This is a genomic window from Bradyrhizobium sp. 45, from assembly GCF_023073155.1.
Lineage (GTDB): Bacteria > Pseudomonadota > Alphaproteobacteria > Rhizobiales > Xanthobacteraceae > Bradyrhizobium > Bradyrhizobium canariense_D.
This window is the reverse complement of record NZ_JADPIX010000122.1, coordinates 652,923-675,506: the sequence shown is the minus strand read 5'-3', so window position 1 is coordinate 675,506 and position 22,584 is coordinate 652,923. Positions and strand designations below refer to the sequence as shown.

Genomic DNA, 22,584 nt, shown 5'->3' with positions numbered 1-22,584 from the left:
AAAACAAAAAAGTCGAAAAACAACCCCATGCACAGTAGCTAAGTCCAACAGCCGCCTACACAAATTCGGAGTGCCGACGGGCACGGCGGAAATTGCGCGCGCGTGCGAAAAAAGCGTGTCAGCCCTTGGACTTCTCGGCGTCCACGGCCTGCCAGCCGATGTCGCGGCGGCAGAAGCCTTCCGGCCAATTGATGCGGTCGACGGCCTGGTAGGCGCGCACCTGCGCTTCCGTCACGGTCTTGCCGAGCGCGCAGACATTGAGGACGCGGCCGCCATTGGCGAGGATGGCGCCGTCCTTCTCGACCGTGCCGGCGTGGAAGATCTCGGCGGTCTCGACCTTGGCGGCGTCATCGAGCCCCTCGATCCGCGTGCCTTTCTGGTAATCGCCGGGATATCCCTTTGCCGCCATCACCACCGTGAGCGCGGCCTCCGGATGCCAGCGCAGGTCAAAGTTCTTCAGCTGCCCGTCGCAGGCGGCGAGGAAGGCCGGCACGATGTCCGACATCATCCTGAGCATCAGCACCTGGCACTCGGGATCGCCGAAGCGGACGTTGAACTCGAACAGTTTTGGCCCTTGCGTCGTCAGCATGATCCCGGCGTAGAGAATGCCGCGAAACGGCGTGCCGCGCTGCTTCATGCCTGATACCGTCGGCAGAATGATCTTGGCCATGATCGCGTCATGGATCGCCGGCGTGACCAGCGGCGTCGGCGAATAGGCGCCCATGCCGCCGGTGTTCGGGCCGACGTCATGGTCGAACACGCGCTTGTGGTCCTGCGCGGAGGCCAGCGGAATGGCGGTCTCGCCGTCGCACAGCGCGAAGAAGCTGATCTCGCGGCCCGGCAAGAACTCCTCGATCACGACCTCGGCGCCGGCCTCGCCAAAGGTGCCGTCGAACATCATGGCGATGGCGTCCTCCGCCTCGCGCACCGACTTGGCGACGACGACGCCCTTGCCGGCGGCAAGACCGTCGGCCTTGACCACGATCGGCGCGCCCTGGCTCTGGACGTAGGCACGCGCATCGGCGGCGTTGGTGAATCGCTTGTAGGCGCCGGTCGGAATGCCGAACTCGGTGCACAGCGCCTTGGTGAAGCCCTTCGAGCTTTCGAGCTGGGCGGGGATCCTGTCCGGCCCGAACGCCTTGATGCCGGCGGCGGTGAGGTCATCGACGATACCGGCCGCCAGCGGCGTCTCCGGGCCGACCACCACGAGCTCGACCGCATTCGTCTTGCAGAAGTCGATCACGGCGGCATGGTCGGCGACATCGAGCGCCACGCATTCCGCCTCGCGCGCGATCCCGGCATTGCCCGGCGCGCACCAGAATTTGGTCACCAGGGGAGAGGCCGCGATCTTCCACGCCAGGGCATGTTCGCGACCGCCGGAACCAAGCAGGAGAATGTGCATCGAGGGCTCAGAAATGAGGGATTTGCTGGGGGCGGAGGTCGCACGAATCGGGGCCGGGCTCAAGGGGGCGGCGCCCGAACTCCCCGTCATTCCAGCGCTCGCCGCTGAGGCGCGAGCCCGAATTCATCGGGACCATACGCAGACGACCAGCGATGGGATTGACCGGCTCTCCTGCTCTCAAGCTCAACTTGCTTACCCAAATCCTTCAAGATGGCCATCTCGTAGATGACGCGTCCCTTGTCGAAATCGCCAGTGCCATTGTGGCGGCACGTTTGCCGGACAATAGTTGGGTACGTGGACACATCAAACAAACGCTAAGTGGTCTCGGTTCTTCGTCTATATGGAGCTTGTATGCCCAAATCTGGCTTGCTTCGAAGTACTCATCGAACGATGAACTCATGGCAATAATTGACACGAAGGCCTCCATGTGGGGAAGCAACGAGCATCTCACTCGATTAGTCGCAGGAATGTTTTCCAGATTTGTTGGCTCTCCGCTTCAATCAAAGTTTGAGGCAATACTTCGCAAGGCAGGGGGCTTTGCTACCTCAAGTGTAACGCAGCTTCACCGCGAGCTTGCTAATACCGTTGCTGGCTTCACAGCCATCAGAAAGTTCATCGTTGCTCACAACACTTCACTTCCAAATCGCATTTCGCACGCAAGTTTTTGATGCTCCTCTCGCTCCTTCGGAACGCGGGCATTGCGCCGGTGGCAGTAACCCAGTTGAAAACCATCCACGCAGTCGCTCTAACGGACCCATTTTACGCTCACCTTGTACCGTAAGCAGCCCGTAGGATGGGTTGAGCCCTTGCGAAACCCATCGCACTTGTTTCGTGGTAACGTCCCGTCATGACCGCGTACCGCCGCAACTTTCTTCCGGGTGGGTGCTTCTTCTTCACGGTCAACCTGGCGGAGCGGAAGCTAGCGTTGCTGACGGATCATATCGGGTTGTTGCGCACGGCGTTTCGTGAAACGCACCGACGCCATCCATTCACGATCGATGCCATCGTGGTGCTGCCTGATCACCTTCACACGGTGTGGACGTTGCCAGAAGGTGGTGCCGATTTTGCAATGCGCTGGCAGTTGATCAAATCCACCTTTTCGCGCGGCTTGGCGCGCAACGAGAGGATATCCCCAAGCCGCGCGGCCAAAGGTGAACGGGGCATCTGGCAAGCAGATATTGGGAGCATACCATTCGCGACGAAGCTGATTTCGCGCGGCATGTAGACTATGTTCATATCAATCCGGTCAAGCACGGGCTCGTCGACAGAGTCCGTGACTGGGCGCCCTCCTCGTTTCATCGCCACATAAAGTTCGGCAATTACCCGGCCGATTGGGCCGGCGATCAGTCGGATGACGGCCGCGATTTCGGAGAACGGGGATAGAGAAGCGATGGGTTTCGCAAGGGCTCAACCCATCCTACGAGCTTTGTACCAGTAAAGCAGCGTTGGCCCCTTGATGCCTCGGACCCCGGAGAATCGTACTCGCTTTCGGCACCTGCACACGGCGCCCGGATCGGCATCCGACGCAAGGAAACGCGCGAAGCCGTCCTGCTATGGGAGCGCCAGAATCGCCCGCAATTTCTCGTTCAACTGATCGATAGAAAACGGCTTGCCTATCGCGGGCGAACTGTTGAACTCCTCCTCGAGCGGAGGTCCGCCGTAACCCGTGCTGAACAGGAAGGGAATCCTTCGCTCCCGCAAGATGCGAGCTACCGGAAAAACAAGTTCGCCAGCCAGGTTCACATCAAGGAGCGCCAAATCGAACGATGCCGTCGTCGCGAGTTCGCACGCCTTTTGTACGTGGGCTGCTGAGGCAACGACCTTCAAGCCCAGTTCCTCAAGCATATCTTCGAGCATGAGGGCCACAAGGCCCTCATCTTCGACCAGGAGAACCTTGGCGCCGGACAGCTCAACCATTGGACGCTGCAGGCATAATGGGAAACACCATGCGGCAGCGAGTGCCCTCCGGCTCGAATACCAGATCGAACTCACCTGCGAGATCATGCTCGACGCAACGTTCCATCAACCGCGTGCCGAAGCCGCGCCGCTTTGGAGGCGTAACAGGTGGTCCGCCACGTTCGTGCCATTCGCAATCCAGCACGGCTTGCGAGCGCTCGCCGGCGCTGATCCGCCAAGTGAGCGAAACTGATCCATTCGGCACTGAGAGTGCGCCGTACTTCGCCGCATTGGTCAGAAGCTCGTTGAGCACCATGGTGATGCTAAGTGCCATGCGGGCGTCTAGTTCAACGTGCGGCCCGCTAGTCAGCACCCGTCCGCCCGACATCGGAGCGACGATATCGTGGACGAGCTTTTCGAAAGGCGTATCCTGCCAGTTTCGCTTCGTCAGCAGGTCATGTCCGCGGGCGAGCGCAAGCAGCCGTCCCGTGAAGGTCGGCAGAAATTCCTGCAGATCGGCGGCGTGACGGGCGGTCTGGTTCGCCAGAGATTGCACCGTGGCCAGGGTGTTTTTCACACGGTGGTTTAGTTCGTCGATGAGAGCCTTTTGAGCGTTCTCGGCGTTCTTCCGCTCGCTAATGTCGACGAGCATGTTGATGGCGCCGACAAGATTGCCGTCCGCGTCGCGCAGCGGCGTTGGAAAAGGAATAAACGGCACGCGTCTGCCGTCTGGACGTTCGGCCACCGCTTCGGCACCGCGAACCGGCCGGTTTTCGCGCAGCGCAACAGCCATCGGGCATTCATTGTGCGGCAGCGGCGAGCCGTCGGGCCAATAGAGCTTCCAGGTCACACACCATTCGTCGCCTGGCTGCGGCGTTCTGCCCGCCATCTCGACGGCAGCCCGATTGAAGAAATTAATGCGCCCCTTGGCGTCCGTCGTGTAGATGGCTGCTGGCAACGCCTCGAGGAGATCGCGCATGCGCTGCTCGCCTTCACGCAAGCGATCCTCCAGTTGCTTGGTGGTGGTGACATCCTGAGCGACCCGCACGCCATAAAGGAAGCAGCCTTCCGAATCCCGCACCGACGAACTGAAGATATCCAGATGGCGAACGGACCCGTCAGGCCGTAGTACACGCTTGCGAACCGTGTAGTTCTCGATGTCGCCGCGGACTTGCCGCGCGTACAATTCGGCATCTTCGGTCTGATCGTTGGAATCGGTGTAGTCGAGGAAGGTCATCCCCAACAGTTCGTCGCGTTTGCGCGCGGTGATGCGGCAGAGGGAATCATTCACCCGCAAGAAGCGACCGTTCTCGTCGGTCTCCGAAATGCCGACGCTGGCGGCCTCATAAGTCGCCGCAAGCCGCGCCTCACTTGCTTGCCGTGCCTCTTCGGCAGCATGCAGTTCGGTGACGTCGGTCGTGAAGCAGCGCGTGTTGACAAACTTGCCGTCCACAATGCGGCTGTTCGAGGTAATCAGGACATGCTTGATCGTGCCGTCGCGGGCGCGCAGCCGGGCAGGGTAGCGCTGCAGCGGCTCACCGCATGAAAGACGCTGGAGAATATCGCCAATCACGGGAGCGTCGGCGTGGAACTCGGCGACATGACGCCCGATATACTCCTCGGGCCGGTACCCAAGCAGATCCAATTCGGCCTTATTGGCGCGAATGATAATTCCCTCGCCACTGACGATGTGAAGGCCCACCGCGCCGTTGTCGAAAAAGTCCTGCAGATCCTGCGTCGTGCGGCGGACTTCCTCCTCGACCTGCTTGCGTCCGGTGATGTCCTGGAAGCAATTGATGGCGCCCTGGATGCGACCAGAAAAGTCGCGCAACGCCCGGATGTTGACCATGGCCGTGAAGCGAGAGCCATCCGGCCGCGCCATTATCACTTCGGCATTGCGCGTCGGCGTTCCCGCGCGAACGGCGGTGGCCATGGGGCAGTCGGCATGCGCGAGGGGAGTTCCATCCAGCAGGTAGAGCTGGTGTGAACCGCAGAAGCGCTCCCTCCCAACATCAGGTGTGCGCCCCCACAGCACCACAGCCTCCGCGTTATAGGCGACCAGCAGCCCCTCCGCGTCACAGAGATAGACTGCGCCCGGAATGGCATCGAGCGCGGCAGCGCCGGCCGCAACCAGGGCCTCGAACTCCGTGGGGCGGTGCCGGGCGGAGAGTGGGAATTCTTCTACGTTCGACATGCGGGTGCCCGGCTCTCGGGGGCGAGAGGAACGACGACCCGATACGAGCGTCGTTCGTGCAATGGGCGGACGCCCCTCCGGCCCGCCGAACTGCTCTTAACGCATCACGGGCCCCTTGGTTCCCCCCGTAGGTACGGGTTCGCGAGGGTCCGCTAATGGCGGTTATCGGCGTCAGGACAAGCTGATGAGCATGTCCGCTAAGGGCCGCCTGACCGGGGACATTGCATGGCCGCGACCGCCACTGAGCGGCCTTACTGTCTTGTGTGGTGCTTGAGAACAGTGACGCGCCGATCTCTGTGCCACACTTCTAAATCGTGGCCGTCGAGCAGCTGTCTCGCTTTGGCTGTGGCCTCGTCGTCGTTGGCGCAATCGATCTCATGAACGCCGCTGATCCGCCCGTCCTCGCCCATGATATAAGCGCGGTAGTCCATCGCACGCCTTCCCCGTTGGGAACATTTTACCTCCCAGTTACGGGCGCGGCCTTAACATAGATTAATCGATGTCGTGGGTGCCCTCAATCGTCGCAATGAGCTTCTGGCACTTGAAGGTGCGGACAGTTTTGAAGGAGCGTGTATCGAGATAGCTTTGGACCCGCAGCAATCGGCCATCGCAATGCCGGCAATCCCCAATTGATATGGACTATCGTTGTACGGGCGAGCCTCGCAGGTCAGCTTCGGGTCACAAGCCATCGATCATGCCCGAGGTGGGAGACTTCCGCTTTGCGTTGGTAAGCCGACATTTATGAGTACGTCCTACCCCTGCTTCCCCGCAATAATCTCCTGCAGCGTCGCCACATGCCGCGCGAACGCTCCGCGCCCCGCAGCGGTCGCGGTCACCGTGGTCTGCGGCTTCTTGCCGACGAAGGCTTTCTCCACCGACACGTAGCCCGCCTTGGCCAGCGTCTCGATATGCGCACCGAGATTGCCGTCGGTGGCGCCGGTGAGCTTTTTCAGCCGGGAAAATTCCAATCCTGCGGTGGCCGGCAGCGCGTTCAGTGCCGCCATGATCTTCAGCCGCAACGGCTGGTGGATGATGTCGTCGAGCTCGGCCATCAGATCCGCCGCATCCAGAGGCCGCCGAGGATCAGGCCTCCGCCATTGACGAAGGCCATCCAGAGCGGGAACGCCTCGCCGATGTAGAAATAGCCGATCAGCGTCAGCGCGGAGATACCGAGACCGATCGCCATGAAGGCATAGCCGAACCAGAGACCCGCCAGCGAATAGAACAGCATGAAGTAGAGCGGCCAGAACGTGCCCAGCTGGCGCGGACCGAAATGACCGATCACGTTGGTGCAGAGATAACCGAAGGCGAAGAACAGCGCGAACACCAGAAGCAGTCTGATGTTGAAGGCGGCGCCATGGGGGTGATGCGGCGGATTGAGAATGCGCAGCACCACCAGACCGCCGGCGCCCAAAACGTCCACGGCAACCCAGGCGTAGCCCGCATAGACCGGCCAAAGCCAGGTCACGAGATTGCCCGCGAACACCAATGCGCCCCACCAGACGGCGGCGTGGCTCGCCAGCTCGTAGAGCTGCGATTGCTTCACGCGCTGGACGATGTCGTCGATATCGGCCAGCGCCGCGGAGGCTTCCTTGCTGTCGATCATGACTGCCCTGTCCCGCGCGTCGCCACATCGTCGGCGATGACCGAGATCGCCTTCGGGTTGGTGACGATGCCCATGTGGTTGATGCCGTCGATGATCTTGACGTCGACCGATGGCTTCACCGCCTGCACGGTTTCTGCATATTTATCCGACATCATCATCTCGTCCTCGGCGCCGCCGAAGATCGTGACCGGACGTGTCGCCGCCGGAAGATCGAGGCGATAGCCGCGCGTCGCGAAATTGCGCGTCAGGCGGTCCGAATAGGTGGCGACGAGATATTTTGCCGAACTCGCCGGCACGGCGAGCGCGAGCACCGGAAGCTGCGAACAGCAGTCGATGCCGATCTTGCGCAGCGTGGCCAGCGCGAAGAAGCGCGGCAGGTCGACATTGGCCCAGCCGCCGGCATGCGGCTTGTTGGTCGGCGCGTCATAGCCGAGATAGGGTGCGAGCAGCACGGTGCGCACGAACATGTCCTGCATGATCGGCGTCGCGGCGACGCGCAGCGAGAAGCCGGCGCCTGCGGAATGGCCGATCAAGGTGAGCGGCAGCTCCGGCGCGGTCTTGCGGATTTGAGCGACGAAGTCGACGAGGTCGTCCTCGAGCTGGCCGACATAGCCGATATCGCCGCGCGTGCCGGAGCCACCATGGCCGCGGATGTCGAGCGCCCAGGTCTCCACGCCGCGCGCGGCGATGGCATGGGTCAGGGCATGATTGACGGTGCCGCTGGAGCCGGACGAGCCGTGGATGAAGATCGCGCCACGGCCGGTTGCAAGACCATTGGCAGCGTAGTGGCGGAAACCGATCCAGGTGCCGTCGCGGGCCTGGAAGCGCTCGAGCGGAGGCAGCGTGGACCAGTCTATCCCCTTCGATGAGTCGGAGACCGACTTCATCTCCGGCGGCCGCTCCAGCGGCGTTGCGATCATGGCAGCCAGGATCAGCGCCACACAGCCGACCGCACACAGGGCCCATTTCAGCCCGTTCACAACGCCGCGCAGCACTCGAATTGCCATGATCTACTCCTCTCAGCCTATTCAGCTATAGAGAACTCTATATTGCAGAGTACTCTTTTGGTCAATACCCGGATTGGCGCGGCGCTGCAAAAATCCTTAACGTCGGGTCTGATCCCCACATGCCGAATCGTTTGCCGATGCCTTCAGCGGAACCCCTGCTCAACACTCCCGAATTCACCGTCTCGGAGCTCTCCCAGTCCCTGAAACGGACGGTCGAGGACACCTATGGCCATGTCCGGGTCCGCGGCGAGATCTCCGGCTTCCGCGGGGCTCATTCGTCCGGCCATTGCTATTTCGCGCTCAAGGACGAGAGCGCCAAGATCGAGGCGGTGATCTGGAAGGGCGTGCACGGGCGCATGCGCTTCAAGCCCCAGGAGGGGCTCGAGGTCATCGCCACCGGCAAGCTCACGACCTATCCGGGCTCCTCGAAATACCAGATCGTGATCGAGGCGCTGGAGCCGGCCGGCATCGGCGCGCTGATGGCGCTGATGGAGGAGCGCAAGCGGAAGCTCGCCGCCGAAGGCCTGTTCGACGAGGCGCGCAAGCAGCTTCTGCCGTGGCTGCCGGAGGTGATCGGCGTGGTGACCTCGCCGACCGGCGCCGTGATCCGCGACATCCTGCATCGGCTGGAGGACCGCTTTCCCCGCCATGTGCTGGTGTGGCCGGTCAAGGTGCAGGGCGAAGGCTCGGCCGAGCAGGTCGCGGCCGCGATCCGCGGCTTCAATGCGCTGCCGGAGGGCGGCAGGATTCCGCGCCCCGACGTGCTGATCGTCGCGCGCGGCGGCGGCTCGCTGGAGGACCTGTGGTCGTTCAACGAGGAGATCGTGGTCCGCGCCGCGGCCGAGAGCATGATCCCGCTGATCTCGGCCGTGGGGCACGAGACCGACATCACGCTGATCGATTTCGTCGCCGACAAGCGCGCACCGACGCCGACGGCGGCGGCCGAGATGGCCGTGCCGGTGCGCAGCGATCTCTTTGTCGAGGTCGGCGATCTCGGGCGACGTACCCGGTCCTGCTGGCAGCGCGGCCATGAGAGCCGCCGCAGCGAGCTGCGTGCCGCCGCGCGCGCGCTGCCGGCCGCCGGCGATTTGCTGGCGATCCCGCGGCAGCGGCTGGATTCGGCGGGTGCGTCCCTGCCCCGCTGCCTCAAGGCCAACACCCACGCGCATTTCCGAAGGTTCACCGCCGCAGGCGCCAAGCTGACGCTGCGGGTGCTGCACGGCCAGATCGCGCAGGCTGATCATCGCCTCACCGTGTGCGGCGAACGGCTCGGCCTATCCGCACGCTCGCTCTTGCGGCGGCGGCGCGACCGCTTTGCCGGGCTGGAGGTGCGCTTGCGCGCCTCAAAACTGTCCAATGCGCAGGCGCAGCGCAACGCGATTCACCGCCAGCGCGAGCGCACGCATCGCCTTGCCGAGCGCGCGGGCCGCGCGCTGGTGACGCTGTTGCAGCGGCTGGATGCCCGCGTCGAGAACAGCGGCAAGCTGCTCTCCGCCTTGTCCTATCGCGGCGTGCTCGCGCGCGGCTTTGCCCTGGTGCGGGACGAGGCCGGCCATCCGCTGCATTCGGCGAATGAGATCGGTCCCGGCGCACGGGTCGAGATCGAGTTTGCGGATGGCCGTGTCGGTGCGACCGCGGATGCGGATCGGCCCGCGGCTGCAGCGAAGCGCGCGCCGGCGCAAGCGAAGCCAGCCGCGCAGGACGCCAAGCCTGCGCCGAAGCGCGTGGGCAAGCCGGTGGATCAGGGGAATTTGTTTTAGGCGGAGGGCGGCGTTCCACCCTGGCTGTCATTCCCCGCCTTGTGCGCAATTGCGCACAGGAGCGGGGAATCCAGTACGCCGCGGCTTCTCGATCCATCACAACCGCCTCGGCGTACTGGATCGCCCGGTCAAGCCGGGCGATGACAGTGAGTGTGTGGGACGCGTGTCACGAACTCGCTGTCGTAGCCCGCATGAGCGTAGCGACATGCGGGAGTAGCGGCCCCGGATATCGCTACGCTCATCCGGGCTACAAGACTGCGCGTCTCAGCGGCAGGACAATCCCGCGTCGATCGTGGTCCAGAAGCCGCAATGTTCCGGCGCGCGTTGCGGCGCGCCGGCATGGGCTTCAAACAGGAAGACCGCGACGGTGAAGACGATCAGGGCGGAGGAGAACAGGACGAAGCGGTTGCGCATGGGATTGCGTTTAATCGACATCGTGGTCGAATGATGGCGTCGTCACGGGCTGAAACCACAACGGCGCGCGATCCGTAGAGTCACGGTCGGCCATTTTCCGTGCAGGGCGGTGGTCGATGCGGGGCTGTCCGCTGTTGTTCCCTTCGGCGGCCCCGCCTTCGCTTCTCACGAGCTACGGCGCGGCGAGCCCGCTCGCCACATGTAGCCCGCATGAGCGCAGCGACATGCGGGACAGGCCTACCCGGATATCGCTACGCTCATCCGGGCTACGGCACTGCCATCACCGCGCCAGCCACTCCGCCACTTCCTTCTGCGACTCCGCGCGCGCTGCCGCATCGGTGCCGAGATGGCCGTGCTCGGGCGCGGCGGCGTCGGTGCTGCCGCTCGCTGCGTGCAGCGGCGTGTTGGCGCGGTCGAAGTCGTGATAGGCGCCGGGATAGACCACGATGCGCGCGAGCGCGCTGCGGCCATGCGCGCCCTCGACCATCTGGCGGCAGGCCGGCGGCGACGAGACGTCGTCATTGCCGCCGATCAGCACCAGCGTCGGCACCCGTGTGCTCCACCCGAGGCCGGCGGAAATCCTGCAGTCCGGATAGAACGCGATCGCGGCGCGGAAATCCGGACCCGTCTCGCGCGCAAGGTTTTGCGGACGCACGGCCCAGAGCAGCGCGCTGGCGCCGTTGGCCCAGCCCATCAGGCTGACACGGTCGCGCGCAACCCAGCTCTGCTTCATCAGCCAGGCGCGCGACGCCGCGATATCGGTGACGCGTTCGCGCCGCGCCTTGACGTGGATCTCCTTGACGCGGCATTGCGGCCCGAGCTCGCGCGAGCCGTAGCTGTCAGGGAGCAGCACGGCGTTGCCGGATTTGAGCAGCCGCTCGGCCCATTCGCGATAGCGCGGCAGGACGGAATCGGAATGGCCACCGAGGCCGCCGCAGCCGTGGAGCGCGATCACGGTCGGAAACGGCCCGGTGCCCTCGGGCTTGTAGAGCTGCGCATGCAGCACGCCGGACGCCAGCGGAATCTCGACCGGCTGCGGTGCCGGCGAGCCGTGCGCGGCCGAGAGCAGGAAGGTCAGGAACAGGGCGGTGAACGGAAGGCGCATCGAACTTTGCCGTTGGATCCTTCGCTCAAGCACTATCATGCGGAAACGCCGCCAAAACATCACAAACCGGTGGGTTTACCGGGCGGACAAGCCACCCTATCTGTGCTACATCCCGTCCAACACATCGTGCCCTCCCAGGTGATCCCGGAGCGGCCTTCCACGGAGACTTTCGACCGTGCTGAACAAGTTCGGCCCTTCGGGCCATGGCGAAGCGCAGGTGCAGTATCTCGACGGCGATTTCCGCGTGATCTCGCCGGGGACCTTCGTGCGCTGCGCGATCACCGATACGCGCATTCCGCTCGACGAGTTGAAATACTGGAGCGTGGACCTGCAGGAAGCCTACGCCACGCCCGCCGCCGTGCTCGAGCGGCATTACCCGGGCGCGCCCAAGCCGCAGGCGTGAGGCCGCAGCCGCGCGTCTATCGCTGCTCCGCGCCATCCGCGCCCACGCAGGTCTTGATGAAACTCTTCCTGGTCTCGCCGACGATCTTCTGATCGATCGCCTGCTTCAGGCAATCGAGCCGCGCCTGCGCCATGCAGAGCTGCATCTGGTCGCGCTTGTCCTGTCCCTTCAGGCTTGCCGTCGTGGAAAGACACGTCACGCGCTTGGTCGCGGGGACCGGCACTGTGGCGGTGGACGCCGCCGGCGGTGCCGTCTGTGCAAACACCGGCGCAATGATCAGACCCACAAGACTGGCGGCAACGGCGGCGGACGGCAACTTCATCGCATTCTCCTGAGCGTCTGAAAACGATAGGAGCTTGCGATGAATGGCGCCTGAATGGCAGGCTGCTGTCGATGGGCAAAGCGCAGCTGCCCTGCCGGCATAGCACGAGCGGTGCAGCTTTTTCACGAGGCATGTTCGGACGCATCAGAAATGCTGCTCTCACAGCCGAGATGATTTCCGTTATGCCAATCCGCGTTGCATCGAAGAGTGCTTGCACTCCATGGTTAGTTATTTCGCGTTGTGGTTGGATTCTTTGTTGCGATTGGCGCTCTTAGGTTGTTTGACGAAGTCTTGGTGAAACAAAGCGCCGCTATGCTTCATCTTAGGTAACTGGCCCTGCTCTTTTTATCGCACAGACAATCAAGTCAGCCAAGCGGCCACTGAGCTCTGGAATTGGCGCAGTCTGTGAACGGGCTCATATCGAAGAGCCATCTGTCGGGCTACGATCACCTCGAAAATTTGCGGTGGAATATCTGTAATCGAAAATCAACGATGGGGGTGATCATGCCCACCATATTAGACCTGCTCTATCGTGAATATTGCCGCGCCCGCCTCGCTGAAATGCGGAAACAGCTTCTGATCGCAGCTGAACGCTTTGAAGCTCTCGACGCGCATCATCATCCGGATCAGGGTGACGATGAGAGGACGGACGCACAACGCAAGACCGGTCGCCGCGCGCCGAATTGAAGCGGCCCGAGACCGGCGATCTCTCCCCGTAGCAGTGACCAAGCAGTTGGCAACAGTTTGGGAGGCAGCAATGAATACACCCGAGTACTATACCGCCATGGTGGCCTGCGTCTCGTGCCTGACCATTATCGGATTGATGGCCGTTGGGGCGTGGTGAGCATGATTGACTGCTGAACGCCGCGGACGCAGCACGCACCGGACAGCATGGTTCGTCAACGCAGGCTGGAAGGCCTTCGCCTTGCCTCGGTTGCAGACGTGCTTCTTGCTGTGAGGTGAGCGTTGCCGCCGCTTCCTTCGACTGCGGCGGCTTCGCTTTAGATCCGGATGTCAGCTTCCGGGCGGAGTATACGAAGAACGCAGCTTCGCCGCGTTCTGGCGGACCTGCTTGATCTCGTCCTGCGTGAACAGCCGCGTCAGTTTCACGTTCTGCAGGGTGCCCGCCGTGACGGTCAGGCCGGAGATGGCCGGAGCCGCACCCGGATCAGGCACATCGAAAATCACCAACACGCCTGGGCCGTCGGCCGCAACGCTGAACATCGAAATCAGCTTTCCGCCGGCCGCTTCGATGAGTTTTCTTGCCGCCTCCTGACGATCGGTCTTGGGGTTCTCCAAAATGGCATTGAGAGCGCGGGGTGTGTATTGTCCGGTGAGGCAAAAATGCATGGCATGTTCTCCTCTGGGTTTTTGGCAATGACTTTCCCTGCCGTTCCGAACTCGTCGTTACGGCCGCTGCATCTGAAATGATGAAGGTACTGCCCGCCGTGGGCATAAACGCCGTCGATGATTTCCGGGAGTTCGGCACGTCCCGGTGACGGCTCTCATGCGAGGCTACATCAACTCCCGAACGTGCGGAAGGAAATTCATCAGTGCGACATGTCGTCCCGATCAGATCTCGCCCACCTTACGAGATCATCGCCTGGAAAACCGCCGCTCGCGCGCCTTGTAGAGATGATCGCTGATCAATTGCCGAAGCGCAACCGGGTCATCGAACTCGAGCTGCACCGCGAAAGGCACGATGTCATCCGGCACGCCTTCACGGCCGTGCAGGCGAGCAAGATCCTTTTCCGTCGTTACCAATGTTTGCTGCTCGCGCCCCGCCTCCGCAGCGATGGCTGCGATCTCCTCGTTCGAGAACATGTGATGATCGGCAAAGGCGCGCGTGCGCGCGAGGTCGATGCCGCGGGCGCGCAACGTACGGAAGAACCGTTCGGGATCGCCGATGCCGGCGAACGCGAACACCGGCTTGCCCAACAGTCTTGCGACCGCCTCGGCGTCGGGTTTCAGCCGCGCGCGCAGTTCCGGCTTGTTGCGCCTGGCTAGCTCGGCCGCGACATCGTCGGCGGCGCGGCCGCCGCCGATCACGACCAGCGCGTCGGTGCGCGCGAGCTGCGCCTTCAGCGGCGCACGCAGCGGACCGGCCGGAAACACCTTGCCATTGCCGAGGCCGCGCTCACTGTCGATCACGATCAGCGAGGTGTCCTTGAGAAGACGCGGGTTCTGGAAACCGTCGTCCATCAGGATCACGGTGGCGCCTTGCGACTTCGCCAGCACGACGCCGTCGAGACGGTCGCGCGCGACCGTGACGGGAACGTCGCGCGCCATCATCAGCGGCTCGTCGCCGACGTCGGACGCGGTGTGACGCATGCGGTCGACCATTACCGGGCCCCTGAGGCTACCGCCATAGCCGCGGCTGAGCACCACCGGCGTCTCGCCGAGCTCGCGCAGGAGCTTCGTCAGCGCCAGCACGGTCGGCGTCTTGCCGGCGCCGCCGACATGGTAGTTGCCGACGCAGATCACGGGGATGCCGGCGTCGACGCCCGCGCGCAGCATCCGCCGTTCGGTGATCGCGCCGTAGAGCGCACCCAGCGGCCCCAATGCGTACGATTCGAGCGAACGTGGCCGGTACCAGAAGGCCGGCTCACGCATTGGCGGCCCCCATCTCGATCCGCAACTGCAGAAGATAAGGCTCGAGCGCGGTCATGGTGCGGTTGAGCGCGCCGCCGAGATCCTCGACCACGCCGGCGCCCGATTGCTGGATCTTGTGACGCACGGCAGGATCGGCGAGCAGCTGGCCGAGCTGCTTGATCAGCAGCTCCTGCGTGTCGGCCTGGCGCGCACCGCCGCTGTGATCGAGCGCCTCGTAGACGTCGGCGAAATTGAAGACGTGCGGACCATGGACGATGGCCGCGCCGAGCTTGATCGCTTCGATCGGATTCTGGCCACCATGGCGGATCAGCGATCCGCCCATGAACACGATGTCCGAGAGGCGATAGAACAGGCCGAGCTCGCCCATGGTGTCGGCGATATAAACGTCGGTGGTCGCCGTCGGCAGCTCGTCGCGCGAGCGCAGAGCCGGCTTCAGGCCGGACGCCGTGATCAGGCCTGTGATCGAGGAGCCGCGATCCGGATGGCGCGGCACGATCACGGTCAGGAGCTGCGGGAAGAAACCGCTGAGGCTGCGATGCGCCGCCACCAGCATCTCCTCCTCGCCCGGATGGGTCGAGGCCGCGACGATGATCGGACGCCCGCGCGTCATCGCCATCAGCCGTTCGAGCTTGGCAGGATCGGCCGGCGGCGCCGGCACGTCGAGCTTGAGATTGCCCGTGGTGACGACGTCCCGGCCGCCGAGCGCCGAGAAGCGCTCGGCATCGGTCTTCGACTGCGCCAGACAAATGTCGAAACGCGACAGCAGCGCCGAGATGGTGCCCTGCATGCGGCGCCAGCGCGGGAAGGAGCGCGGCGACATCCGCCCGTTGATCAGCACCATCGGCACGCGACGCGCAGCGCCTGCCAGGATCAGGTTCGGCCAGAGATCGGATTCGATGAACAGCGCCAGCGACGGCTTCCAATGGTCGAGGAAGCGCGCGACGTAGCGCGGGGAATCATACGGCACGTATTGATGGATGACGTCGGGCGGAAAGCGCTTTGCGACAATAGCAGCCGACGTGACGGTGCCCGAGGTGAGCAGAATGCGCAGGTTCAGATCGCGCAAGCGCTCGATCAGGGCCGCCGCGGCGAGGACCTCGCCGACGCTGGCGCCGTGAATCCAGACCAGCGGACCGTGCGGTCGCACGTCCCGGGACAGGCCCCGCCGTTCGCCGACGCGCGCGGGATCTTCCTTGCCCTGCTTCAGGCGCCGCTTGATCAGCACAGGCGCGAGCGGCACCAGGCCGCGCGCCAGGCGCCGGTACATCCGCAGCGTCAACGGCAGCGAGCCCGGTAGCGATTTAGGCATCTGCAGGTCCCGGCCGGCCGAGTTGCGCATAGGCGCGGCGGGTCGCCTCGTTCAAGGTCTCCTCCAGCTCGAGCCGCAGCGCTTCCATGGTGGCGGCGTCCGCATCCGGCGGAACGTGGATTTCCTTGATGCCGACCAACGCGCCCCGCCCGAACGGCAGGTTGATGGTGGTGCGGTCCCAGTTCTTGAGCCGGACGAAGCGGCTGGTCGCCATCGCAAAAGGCATGATCGGCCGCCCCGATTCCCGTGCCAGCATGATGATGCCGAGCCCAGCCACGCGCGAGCGCTTGGGGACGTCAGCGGTCAGCGCGACATTACAACCGTCCTCGAGCGTCCGCACCATTTCCTTGAAGGCACCGACCCCGCCTTTGCGGTGAAACGCGCCGCCATGGTCGCCGGAGCCGCGGATGGTGCCGATGCCGAGCCGCTCGGCGGCAATCGCGTTGAACTCGCCGTCGCGGTGACGGGAGATCAGGACCCTGGCCTTGTACCAGTCCTTGTTCTTGATGAAGGGGGTGAGGAAATGCTGGCCGTGCCAAAAGGCGAAGATCGCCGGGATCTGCGGTTCGACGCGGTCATAGACGTCAGGCGGATCGAACGTGAATGTGTTCGTCCGCCAGACCAGACGCAGATATTCGGCCGCCAGGATTCCGACGGCACGCTGAACGAAGCTGCTCCTCAGCGTATTGCGAAGCAGCTTTTTCAACGCGCCGGTTCTTGATTCGGGTCGAGCAGCCGGTGGAGATGGACGATGAAATAGCGCATCTGCGCGTTGTCGACCGTGCTCTGCGCCTTGGCGCGCCAGGCGGCGTGCGCGGTCGCATAGTTCGGATAGAGGCCAACGATCTCAACGTCGTCGAGGTTCTTGAAGGTGTTGTGCTCGAGATCGACGAGCTCGCCGCCGACGACGAGGTGGAGCAGTTGTTGCGGGGCACTATCTGGCATCGGTTCTGTTCCTAACGGGCTGCCCGGCAAAGCAGTGTTCGACAAGCACGAGAAAGCGCTTCACGGCAAGGGGCGGTTTCGAAAATGCGAGACAATGTTCGCATGACGATCGCGACCCGCTGCCACCAGCACCCCATGCGTGACTTGCCGGCGGTTATAGAGGATGGGATCTCCGGAGAGATCGCTCATCCTACCATCGGCTTCCTGCACGATCAAATCCGCCGCCGCAAGGTCCCAATCATGACTGTTGCCGCCCGCAAAAGCCGCATCCAGCGCGCCATGAGCGACCCGGCACAGACGCAGCGCGAGCGAACCGATTCGCGGATGCAGCTTGATCTCGCCCAGTGACGGCTTCAGGCGCTCGACCAGGGGCTTCGGACCCGCGACCCGCGAGAAGTCAAGCTCGGATCCCGACGTCGCCCGCACCGGCACCTCGTTGAGGGTCGTGCCCTGGCCGCGGGCGGCGAAAAAGAACTCTTCGCTCGTCGGCGCGAACACCGCGGCCAGCACTGGCGAGGCATCCTCGACCAGCGCCACGCTGACGCACCATTCGTCATGGCCATTGAGATAGTTGCGGGTGCCGTCGATGGGATCGACGATCCAGGTCATCCGCCGCGACAGCCGCACCTCGTCGTCGGCGCTCTCCTCCGACAGCCAGCCATAGTCGGGCGTCGCCGCGCGCAGGCGCGCTTCCAGGAGATCGTTGACGGCAATGTCGGCTTCCGAGACCGGCGAGGACGCGCCCTTGGTCCACTTCTTCAGCTCGGTGCGGAACATCGACTGCGCGAGTGCGCCCGCCTCCCGCACCGTCTCTTGCAGCAGCGCCGCGTCGCGCGTCAGGATGGCTTCACCGGTTGCGTTCGCGTCAACGTCCGCCAAGCGTCAAACCCTCGATGCGCACCGTCGGCGCATTGACGCCGTAGCGGAACTCGAGATTGTTCGCCGGCTGCATCGACCTGAAGATCTCGAACAGATGGCCGGCGATCGTCACCTCGCTCACGGGATAAGTGAGTTCGCCGTTCTCAATCCAGAAGCCGGAGGCGCCGCGGCTGTAATCGCCGGTGACGCCGTTGACGCCCGAGCCGATCAAATCGGTGACGTAGAACCCCTGCTTGATGTCGGAGATCAGCTCGGCCGGCGTCGGCGTGCCGGGTTCAAGATGCAGATTGTACGGGCCGGGTGACGGCGAGGAGGACACGCCGCGGTGGGCATGGCCGGTGGTGGTGAGGCCGAGCTCACGCGCGGTCGCGCAATCGAGCAGCCAGGTCGTCAGCACGCCTTCGTCGATCAGCGCGATCTTCTTCACGGCGACGCCTTCGGCGTCGAACGTCTGCGAGCGCAGGCCGCGTTTGCGCAGCGGATCGTCGATGATGCGGATGTTGTTGGCGAACAGCTGCTGGCCGAGCGTGTCCTTCAGGAAGCTGGTCTTGCGCGCGATCGAAGCGCCATTGATGGCGCCGACGACGTGACCGACCAGCGAGCCCGCGACGCGCGGATCGAACACCACAGGCACCTTGCAGGTCTCGACCTTGCGAGGATTGAAGCGCGCCACGGTGCGCTCGCCCGCGGAACGGCCGACGATCTCCGGTGACAAGAGGTCTACACCATGCGGCGCCGAGGTGAAGTCGTAGTCGCGCTCCATGCCGGTGCCGTCACCGACAATGGCGGTGGCGGAGATGCCCTGGCTGGACCGCAGATAAGAACCGTGGAAGCCGGTGCTGGTGACGAGCACCATGCCGCCCATGCCGGCGGAGGCCGAGGCGCCGCCGGATTTGGTCACGCCCTTCACACCAAGCGCCGCAGCCTCGGCTTCGAGCGCGCGACGCTCGAGTTCCGAGGTCGCGGGCACGTCAGGGTCGAGCAGATCGAGATCGGGGAAGTCGCGCGCGAGCAGTGCCGGATCGGCAAGGCCGACATATTTGTCGTCGGGCGCGACGCGCGCCATCGCAACCGCTCGCTCGGCAAGCTTGGTCACGGCATCGCCGCTGGTATCATTGGTCGAGACCACCGCCTGACGGCGGCCGACCAGCACGCGCAGGCCGACATCGTCGCCCTCGGACCGTTCGGATTCCTCGACGCGGCCGTCGCGGACCTCGACGCCTTGCGAGACGCCACGCACGGCGACTGCATCGGCCGCATCCGCGCCGGCGCGCCTTGCAGCCTCCACCAGCCGCTGCGCGAGATCGGAGAGCGCAGACTGGTCGAACAGGTCGCGGCTGGCTGTGGACGAATCCTTGGGCGAAAGCGTCGAGCTTGGTGAAGGGTTCACAAACGAAATCCTGTTGGGGCGGGCTGCGGGACCGGAACCCACAGATGTGCCCTGATCGCGCGGACTTCAAGCATTTTCAGCCCACCAAAAGCTCAGATTCGCACCTTGCGCGCAACGTCTCGTCAATCATGCGCGCCAAGGTCTTGTCAATCATGCGCGGCGGTGAGGTTGGATTAACCAGCCTTTTTAAGCGGTTTCGGAAAGGCTCGCGCTAAGGTCCTCGCATCGACCGGGAACATAATCCTGGCGGGGAGAACTAAAGCCGTGAGGCGTCAAACAGCAACAAGCGGGATCGCTCCCGCCGGGTCGAGCCGCTCCCTGCGGCTCGACCCCCTTTCCCTTCCGGTCCGCTTCGATGCGCATGATCCGCGCGCCGACGGATATGTACGGCAGATCGAGCTTCATCGCGAACGTGTCGTGCTGCACCGTGCCGTCCGCGGCATGCGGATGGCAATCAATGTTCGCGTCAGCGACTTCACCGGCGTCGCGCTGCGCGGCAACGACGAGGCCCAGACCCTCGTCCTCGTTCATCGCGATCCCTCGCTCTCCATTCCGCTGCTGGTCAGCGCCGACGGCGACGAACTCGTTGAGGCCTGGGCAATCTGGAGCGAGCTGTTCGCACTTCCGCAGCTCGACGAAGGCGCACGCCAGCCCGCGCCGCGCCGTCGCCGCGCCAACCCGATTCGCGACCGCCGTCCGAAATTTCTGATGCGCCGCCGCACCGGTGTCGCACGGGAGTTGTCGGTGCATCGCGATGAGCGCGAGATCATCGCCCGGAGTTAAGCCGTCCGCATCACCGCGTCGGCCAGCAAACCCGCAAACAACAACAGCCCAGCGTCGCGGTTCGAGTAGAACAGGCGCTTGCAGAGATCGCCATCGCTGATATTCAGCCGCCCGATCTGCGAGGCCAGATGCACGGCGAAGGCCCCAAGTCCGAGCCAGGCCGGCCAGCGCGCATCGCCCGACGCCAGCGCCACGCCGATCAGCAGCACCGCGAGGCCGTAGAACAGTATCAGCGCCTGGTGCGTATGCGCACCGAACAGGCGCGCGGTGGACTTGATGCCGATCAGCGCATCGTCCTCGGCGTCCTGATGCGCGTAGATCGTGTCGTAGCCGATCACCCAGGAGATCGCGCCGGCATAGAGCACGAGCGCGGTGACATCGATCCGCCCGAAGGTGACGGCAAATCCCATCAGGGCGCCCCAGGAGAACGCGAGCCCGAGCACGATCTGCGGCCACCAGGTGATGCGCTTCATGAACGGGTAGATCGCGACGATCAGCAGCGAGGCAATGCCGGTCAGGATCGCGAAGCGGTTGAACTGCAGCAACACCACGAGCCCGATCAGCGCCTGCGCGACCATGAACGCCAGCGCCTGCTTCGCGCTCACCTGGCCGGAGGGCAGCGGCCGCGAGCGGGTGCGCTCGACCTTGTCGTCGAGGTCACGGTCGGTGATGTCGTTCCAGGTACAGCCTGCCCCCCGCATGACGAAGGCGCCGATGAAGAACAGGACGATGGTGAGCGGCAGGCCGCGGACGTCATGGGCCATGCCGGCGGCGAGCGCCGCCGACCACCAGCACGGCATCAACAGGAGCCAGGAGCCGATCGGACGATCGAAGCGGGACAAGCGCAGATAAGGCCGCGCCCATTGCGGCGCACGCGTATCGACCCAGTTGCCGGTGGAATCGGCAACTCGGGCTGACGTGTCGCTCATCGCGTCAGGACGTTGCCGTTGAGTGTGTCGAAGGTGCTGCCGCCCTTCTTACCGGCATTGGCCTCGGGCGGCGAGCCCGAACCCAGCACTTCGCTCAGCGACGGACCGGCCGGTCCGCGCGGCTGGTTCTGCATCTGCTGCGCAACATTGCAGACCTTCGCCGCCATGGCCTCGGTGTTCTTGTGGCCGTCCTTCATCTGCGCGCCGACCTGCGCCGGAATCCCGCACTTCGAGGCATTGGCCTCGATGTACTTGATCATCTTGGTCTCAGCCTGGCTGAAGTTGCGGATCAGCTTGCAGGCCTCGTCAGGCGGGGCGTGACGGTCGCTCGCGGCCTTGATCAGCTTGCCGCGTTTTTCGGCATCTTCGCGCAGAGGCATGAACGCCTTCATGCAGTCCTCGCCGGGACCGGCTTGCGTCGGCGGGGCCGCGCTGAAGGCGCCGGCGCCACCGACAGGAGCGGCGCCATTCACGGGGAAGGAGGATTGCGGCGCGCCGCCGACGGAGGCGACGGGCGCCGAGCCATTGACGGGCGGGAAGGCGGAACTGGTTGGGGCTTGGCCCGGCAGCGGCGCGGGGAAGCCCTGCGCATAGGCACCAACGGCGCCCATCGTGACCATGGCGGCAGTGATCGGAACCATCAAATGACGGATCATCAAGGCAGTCTCTCCGGCAGGAGCTTGCGGGGTTCGGCGTCTTCCCAATTGAAGCGCAACCGGCGTGCTCGCGATTTTACGATTCCCGCCGGCCCTTAACAACCCGTTGAATAGGGCGGGAGCGCGGCGCGCCGACGCACCATTTTGGCAAAATTTACCCCGAAAGGACTGCTTTCGGTTAAGAACGGCGGCAAATCGGACCTTTGACGATGCCTTCCCACGATTTCCGCGGCCCCCGCCTGTTCGTCGACGCCCCGCTTGCCCAGGACGGCAGGGTCGAGCTCGACCGCGACCAGAGCAATTATCTCGGCAATGTGCTGCGGCTTGCCGCCGGGGCCGAGGTTTTGGCGTTCAACGGCCGCGACGGCGAGTGGCAGGCCGCCATTGAAGGCCGCAAGCGGCCGGACGGTCTCGTCATCCTCCAGCAGACCCGGCCGCAGGACCGGCTGCCCGACCTCGCCTACATCTTCGCTCCGCTCAAGCATGCCCGGCTCGACTACATGGTGCAGAAGGCCATCGAGATGGGCGCCGCCAGCCTGCAGCCGGTTCTGACCCGATTCACCCAGGCCTCACGCGTCAATACCGAGCGGATGCGCGCCAATGTCGTCGAGGCGGCCGAGCAATGCGGCATTCTCAGCATCGCCACCGTTGCCGAGCCGGTGCCGCTGGAGCGCTTCTTGACCCAGCGCGCCGCTGGCAGGCTGCTGATCTTCTGCGACGAGGCGGCGGAGCTCGAAAACCCCATTCGGAGCTTGCAAGCCGCACGCGCCGGGGAGGGAATCGACGTGCTGATCGGACCCGAAGGCGGCTTTGCCGAGGAAGAGCGGGTCCTGCTGCTGCGGCAGCCGAAAATCCTGCGGCTGGCGCTCGGACCCCGCATCATGCGGGCCGACACCGCCGCGGTGGCCGCGCTGGCGCTGGTGCAGGCGGTGCTGGGCGACTGGGGTGGCGAACGCGGCTAAGGCACGTTG

25 protein-coding genes and 1 pseudogene are annotated in these 22,584 nt (G+C 64.2%); 7 read left to right on the top strand and 19 right to left on the bottom strand.

The window, feature by feature from the left end:
- Positions 1-118: 118 nt before the first annotated feature.
- Positions 119-1,402: a phosphoribosylamine--glycine ligase gene (gene purD / locus IVB42_RS23560; protein WP_018453466.1), complete on the bottom strand. Its 1,284-nt coding sequence runs from the start codon at positions 1,400-1,402 to the stop codon at positions 119-121.
- 152 nt (positions 1,403-1,554) lie between these two features.
- On the opposite strand from purD, the gene IVB42_RS23555 reads away from it, so the two are divergent.
- Both IVB42_RS23555 and IVB42_RS23550 read left to right on the top strand, forming a co-directional pair.
- Positions 1,555-2,070, top strand: coding sequence for a hypothetical protein (locus IVB42_RS23555; RefSeq protein ID WP_247471272.1), 516 nt, complete (start codon positions 1,555-1,557; stop codon positions 2,068-2,070).
- 179 nt (positions 2,071-2,249) lie between these two features.
- A pseudogene (locus tag IVB42_RS23550) lies at positions 2,250-2,785 on the top strand (transposase).
- A gap of 168 nt (positions 2,786-2,953) precedes the next feature.
- Here the strand turns inward: IVB42_RS23550 and IVB42_RS23545 are convergent.
- The 6 genes from IVB42_RS23545 to IVB42_RS23520 form a co-directional block, all read right to left on the bottom strand.
- Complete coding sequence (locus IVB42_RS23545) at positions 2,954-3,319, bottom strand: response regulator (RefSeq protein ID WP_018453464.1); 366 nt, start codon at positions 3,317-3,319, stop codon at positions 2,954-2,956.
- Entirely contained in the window at positions 3,312-5,492 is a 2,181-nt protein-coding gene (locus IVB42_RS23540) for a PAS domain S-box protein (RefSeq protein WP_018453463.1), read from the bottom strand. Before IVB42_RS23540 ends, IVB42_RS23545 begins: the two co-directional genes overlap by 8 nt.
- 251 nt (positions 5,493-5,743) lie before the next feature.
- Entirely contained in the window at positions 5,744-5,923 is a 180-nt protein-coding gene (locus IVB42_RS23535) for a hypothetical protein (protein ID WP_018453462.1), read from the bottom strand.
- Positions 5,924-6,244: 321 nt separating this feature from the next.
- The gene (locus IVB42_RS23530) at positions 6,245-6,544 is read right to left on the bottom strand and encodes a transcriptional regulator (protein WP_018453460.1); all 300 of its coding nucleotides are present in this window, start codon (positions 6,542-6,544) and stop codon (positions 6,245-6,247) included.
- A complete protein-coding gene (locus IVB42_RS23525) occupies positions 6,544-7,098 on the bottom strand; it encodes a hypothetical protein (RefSeq protein WP_247299349.1) in 555 nt (184 codons plus the stop codon). Before IVB42_RS23525 ends, IVB42_RS23530 begins: the two co-directional genes overlap by 1 nt.
- The gene (locus IVB42_RS23520; RefSeq protein ID WP_247471269.1) at positions 7,095-8,105 is read right to left on the bottom strand and encodes an alpha/beta fold hydrolase; all 1,011 of its coding nucleotides are present in this window, start codon (positions 8,103-8,105) and stop codon (positions 7,095-7,097) included. Before IVB42_RS23520 ends, IVB42_RS23525 begins: the two co-directional genes overlap by 4 nt.
- Positions 8,106-8,242: 137 nt before the next feature.
- Here IVB42_RS23520 and xseA point away from each other — a divergent pair, with 137 nt between their 5' ends.
- On the top strand, positions 8,243-9,865 hold the full coding sequence (gene xseA / locus IVB42_RS23515) for an exodeoxyribonuclease VII large subunit (protein WP_026232534.1): 1,623 nt from the start codon (positions 8,243-8,245) through the stop codon (positions 9,863-9,865).
- 264 nt (positions 9,866-10,129) lie between these two features.
- On the opposite strand, the gene IVB42_RS23510 is transcribed toward xseA, so the two are convergent.
- Together IVB42_RS23510 and IVB42_RS23505 are read right to left on the bottom strand one after the other, a co-directional pair.
- Positions 10,130-10,300 carry a hypothetical protein gene (locus tag IVB42_RS23510; RefSeq protein WP_198293346.1) on the bottom strand — a complete coding sequence of 57 codons (171 nt, stop codon included), beginning with the start codon at positions 10,298-10,300 and terminating at the stop codon, positions 10,130-10,132.
- A gap of 259 nt (positions 10,301-10,559) precedes the next feature.
- Positions 10,560-11,384, bottom strand: coding sequence for a dienelactone hydrolase family protein (locus IVB42_RS23505; RefSeq protein ID WP_018453455.1), 825 nt, complete (start codon positions 11,382-11,384; stop codon positions 10,560-10,562).
- 175 nt (positions 11,385-11,559) lie between these two features.
- On the opposite strand from IVB42_RS23505, the gene IVB42_RS23500 reads away from it, so the two are divergent.
- Positions 11,560-11,787: a DUF2093 domain-containing protein gene (locus IVB42_RS23500; RefSeq protein ID WP_007596922.1), complete on the top strand. Its 228-nt coding sequence runs from the start codon at positions 11,560-11,562 to the stop codon at positions 11,785-11,787.
- A 16-nt stretch (positions 11,788-11,803) separates the two neighbouring features.
- Here IVB42_RS23500 and IVB42_RS23495 read toward each other — a convergent pair whose 3' ends face one another.
- Positions 11,804-12,109: a hypothetical protein gene (locus IVB42_RS23495; protein WP_018453454.1), complete on the bottom strand. Its 306-nt coding sequence runs from the start codon at positions 12,107-12,109 to the stop codon at positions 11,804-11,806.
- A gap of 492 nt (positions 12,110-12,601) precedes the next feature.
- Here IVB42_RS23495 and IVB42_RS23490 point away from each other — a divergent pair, with 492 nt between their 5' ends.
- Entirely contained in the window at positions 12,602-12,796 is a 195-nt protein-coding gene (locus tag IVB42_RS23490; protein ID WP_083926320.1) for a hypothetical protein, read from the top strand.
- A 327-nt stretch (positions 12,797-13,123) separates the two neighbouring features.
- Here IVB42_RS23490 and IVB42_RS23485 read toward each other — a convergent pair whose 3' ends face one another.
- The 7 genes from IVB42_RS23485 to IVB42_RS23455 form a co-directional block, all read right to left on the bottom strand.
- Positions 13,124-13,459 (bottom strand): GYD domain-containing protein, encoded by a 336-nt coding sequence (locus IVB42_RS23485; RefSeq protein WP_007596925.1) that lies wholly within the window; start codon positions 13,457-13,459, stop codon positions 13,124-13,126.
- A 246-nt stretch (positions 13,460-13,705) separates the two neighbouring features.
- Positions 13,706-14,722, bottom strand: a complete 1,017-nt coding sequence (gene lpxK, locus IVB42_RS23480; RefSeq protein WP_018453451.1) for a tetraacyldisaccharide 4'-kinase — start codon at positions 14,720-14,722, stop codon at positions 13,706-13,708.
- A complete protein-coding gene (locus tag IVB42_RS23475) occupies positions 14,715-16,061 on the bottom strand; it encodes a 3-deoxy-D-manno-octulosonic acid transferase (protein ID WP_018453450.1) in 1,347 nt (448 codons plus the stop codon). Before IVB42_RS23475 ends, lpxK begins: the two co-directional genes overlap by 8 nt.
- Entirely contained in the window at positions 16,024-16,737 is a 714-nt protein-coding gene (locus IVB42_RS23470; protein ID WP_018453449.1) for a lysophospholipid acyltransferase family protein, read from the bottom strand. The genes IVB42_RS23475 and IVB42_RS23470 overlap by 38 nt, the downstream gene beginning before the upstream one ends.
- Positions 16,734-16,976 carry a DUF4170 domain-containing protein gene (locus tag IVB42_RS23465; protein WP_007596929.1) on the bottom strand — a complete coding sequence of 81 codons (243 nt, stop codon included), beginning with the start codon at positions 16,974-16,976 and terminating at the stop codon, positions 16,734-16,736. Before IVB42_RS23465 ends, IVB42_RS23470 begins: the two co-directional genes overlap by 4 nt.
- 60 nt (positions 16,977-17,036) lie before the next feature.
- Positions 17,037-17,855, bottom strand: coding sequence for a 3'(2'),5'-bisphosphate nucleotidase CysQ (locus IVB42_RS23460; RefSeq protein WP_018453448.1), 819 nt, complete (start codon positions 17,853-17,855; stop codon positions 17,037-17,039).
- Entirely contained in the window at positions 17,842-19,245 is a 1,404-nt protein-coding gene (locus tag IVB42_RS23455) for a TldD/PmbA family protein (RefSeq protein ID WP_018453447.1), read from the bottom strand. Before IVB42_RS23455 ends, IVB42_RS23460 begins: the two co-directional genes overlap by 14 nt.
- A gap of 264 nt (positions 19,246-19,509) precedes the next feature.
- Between IVB42_RS23455 and IVB42_RS23450 the strand changes: the two genes are divergently transcribed.
- On the top strand, positions 19,510-20,028 hold the full coding sequence (locus IVB42_RS23450) for a DUF6101 family protein (RefSeq protein ID WP_018453446.1): 519 nt from the start codon (positions 19,510-19,512) through the stop codon (positions 20,026-20,028).
- Here the strand turns inward: IVB42_RS23450 and ubiA are convergent.
- Positions 20,025-20,957 (bottom strand): 4-hydroxybenzoate octaprenyltransferase, encoded by a 933-nt coding sequence (ubiA, locus tag IVB42_RS23445; RefSeq protein ID WP_018453445.1) that lies wholly within the window; start codon positions 20,955-20,957, stop codon positions 20,025-20,027. The two genes, IVB42_RS23450 and ubiA, sit on opposite strands and share 4 nt — an antisense overlap.
- Complete coding sequence (locus IVB42_RS23440) at positions 20,954-21,613, bottom strand: hypothetical protein (RefSeq protein WP_085350104.1); 660 nt, start codon at positions 21,611-21,613, stop codon at positions 20,954-20,956. Before IVB42_RS23440 ends, ubiA begins: the two co-directional genes overlap by 4 nt.
- A gap of 209 nt (positions 21,614-21,822) precedes the next feature.
- On the opposite strand from IVB42_RS23440, the gene IVB42_RS23435 reads away from it, so the two are divergent.
- On the top strand, positions 21,823-22,575 hold the full coding sequence (locus IVB42_RS23435; protein ID WP_018453443.1) for a 16S rRNA (uracil(1498)-N(3))-methyltransferase: 753 nt from the start codon (positions 21,823-21,825) through the stop codon (positions 22,573-22,575).
- Positions 22,576-22,584 lie beyond the last annotated feature (9 nt).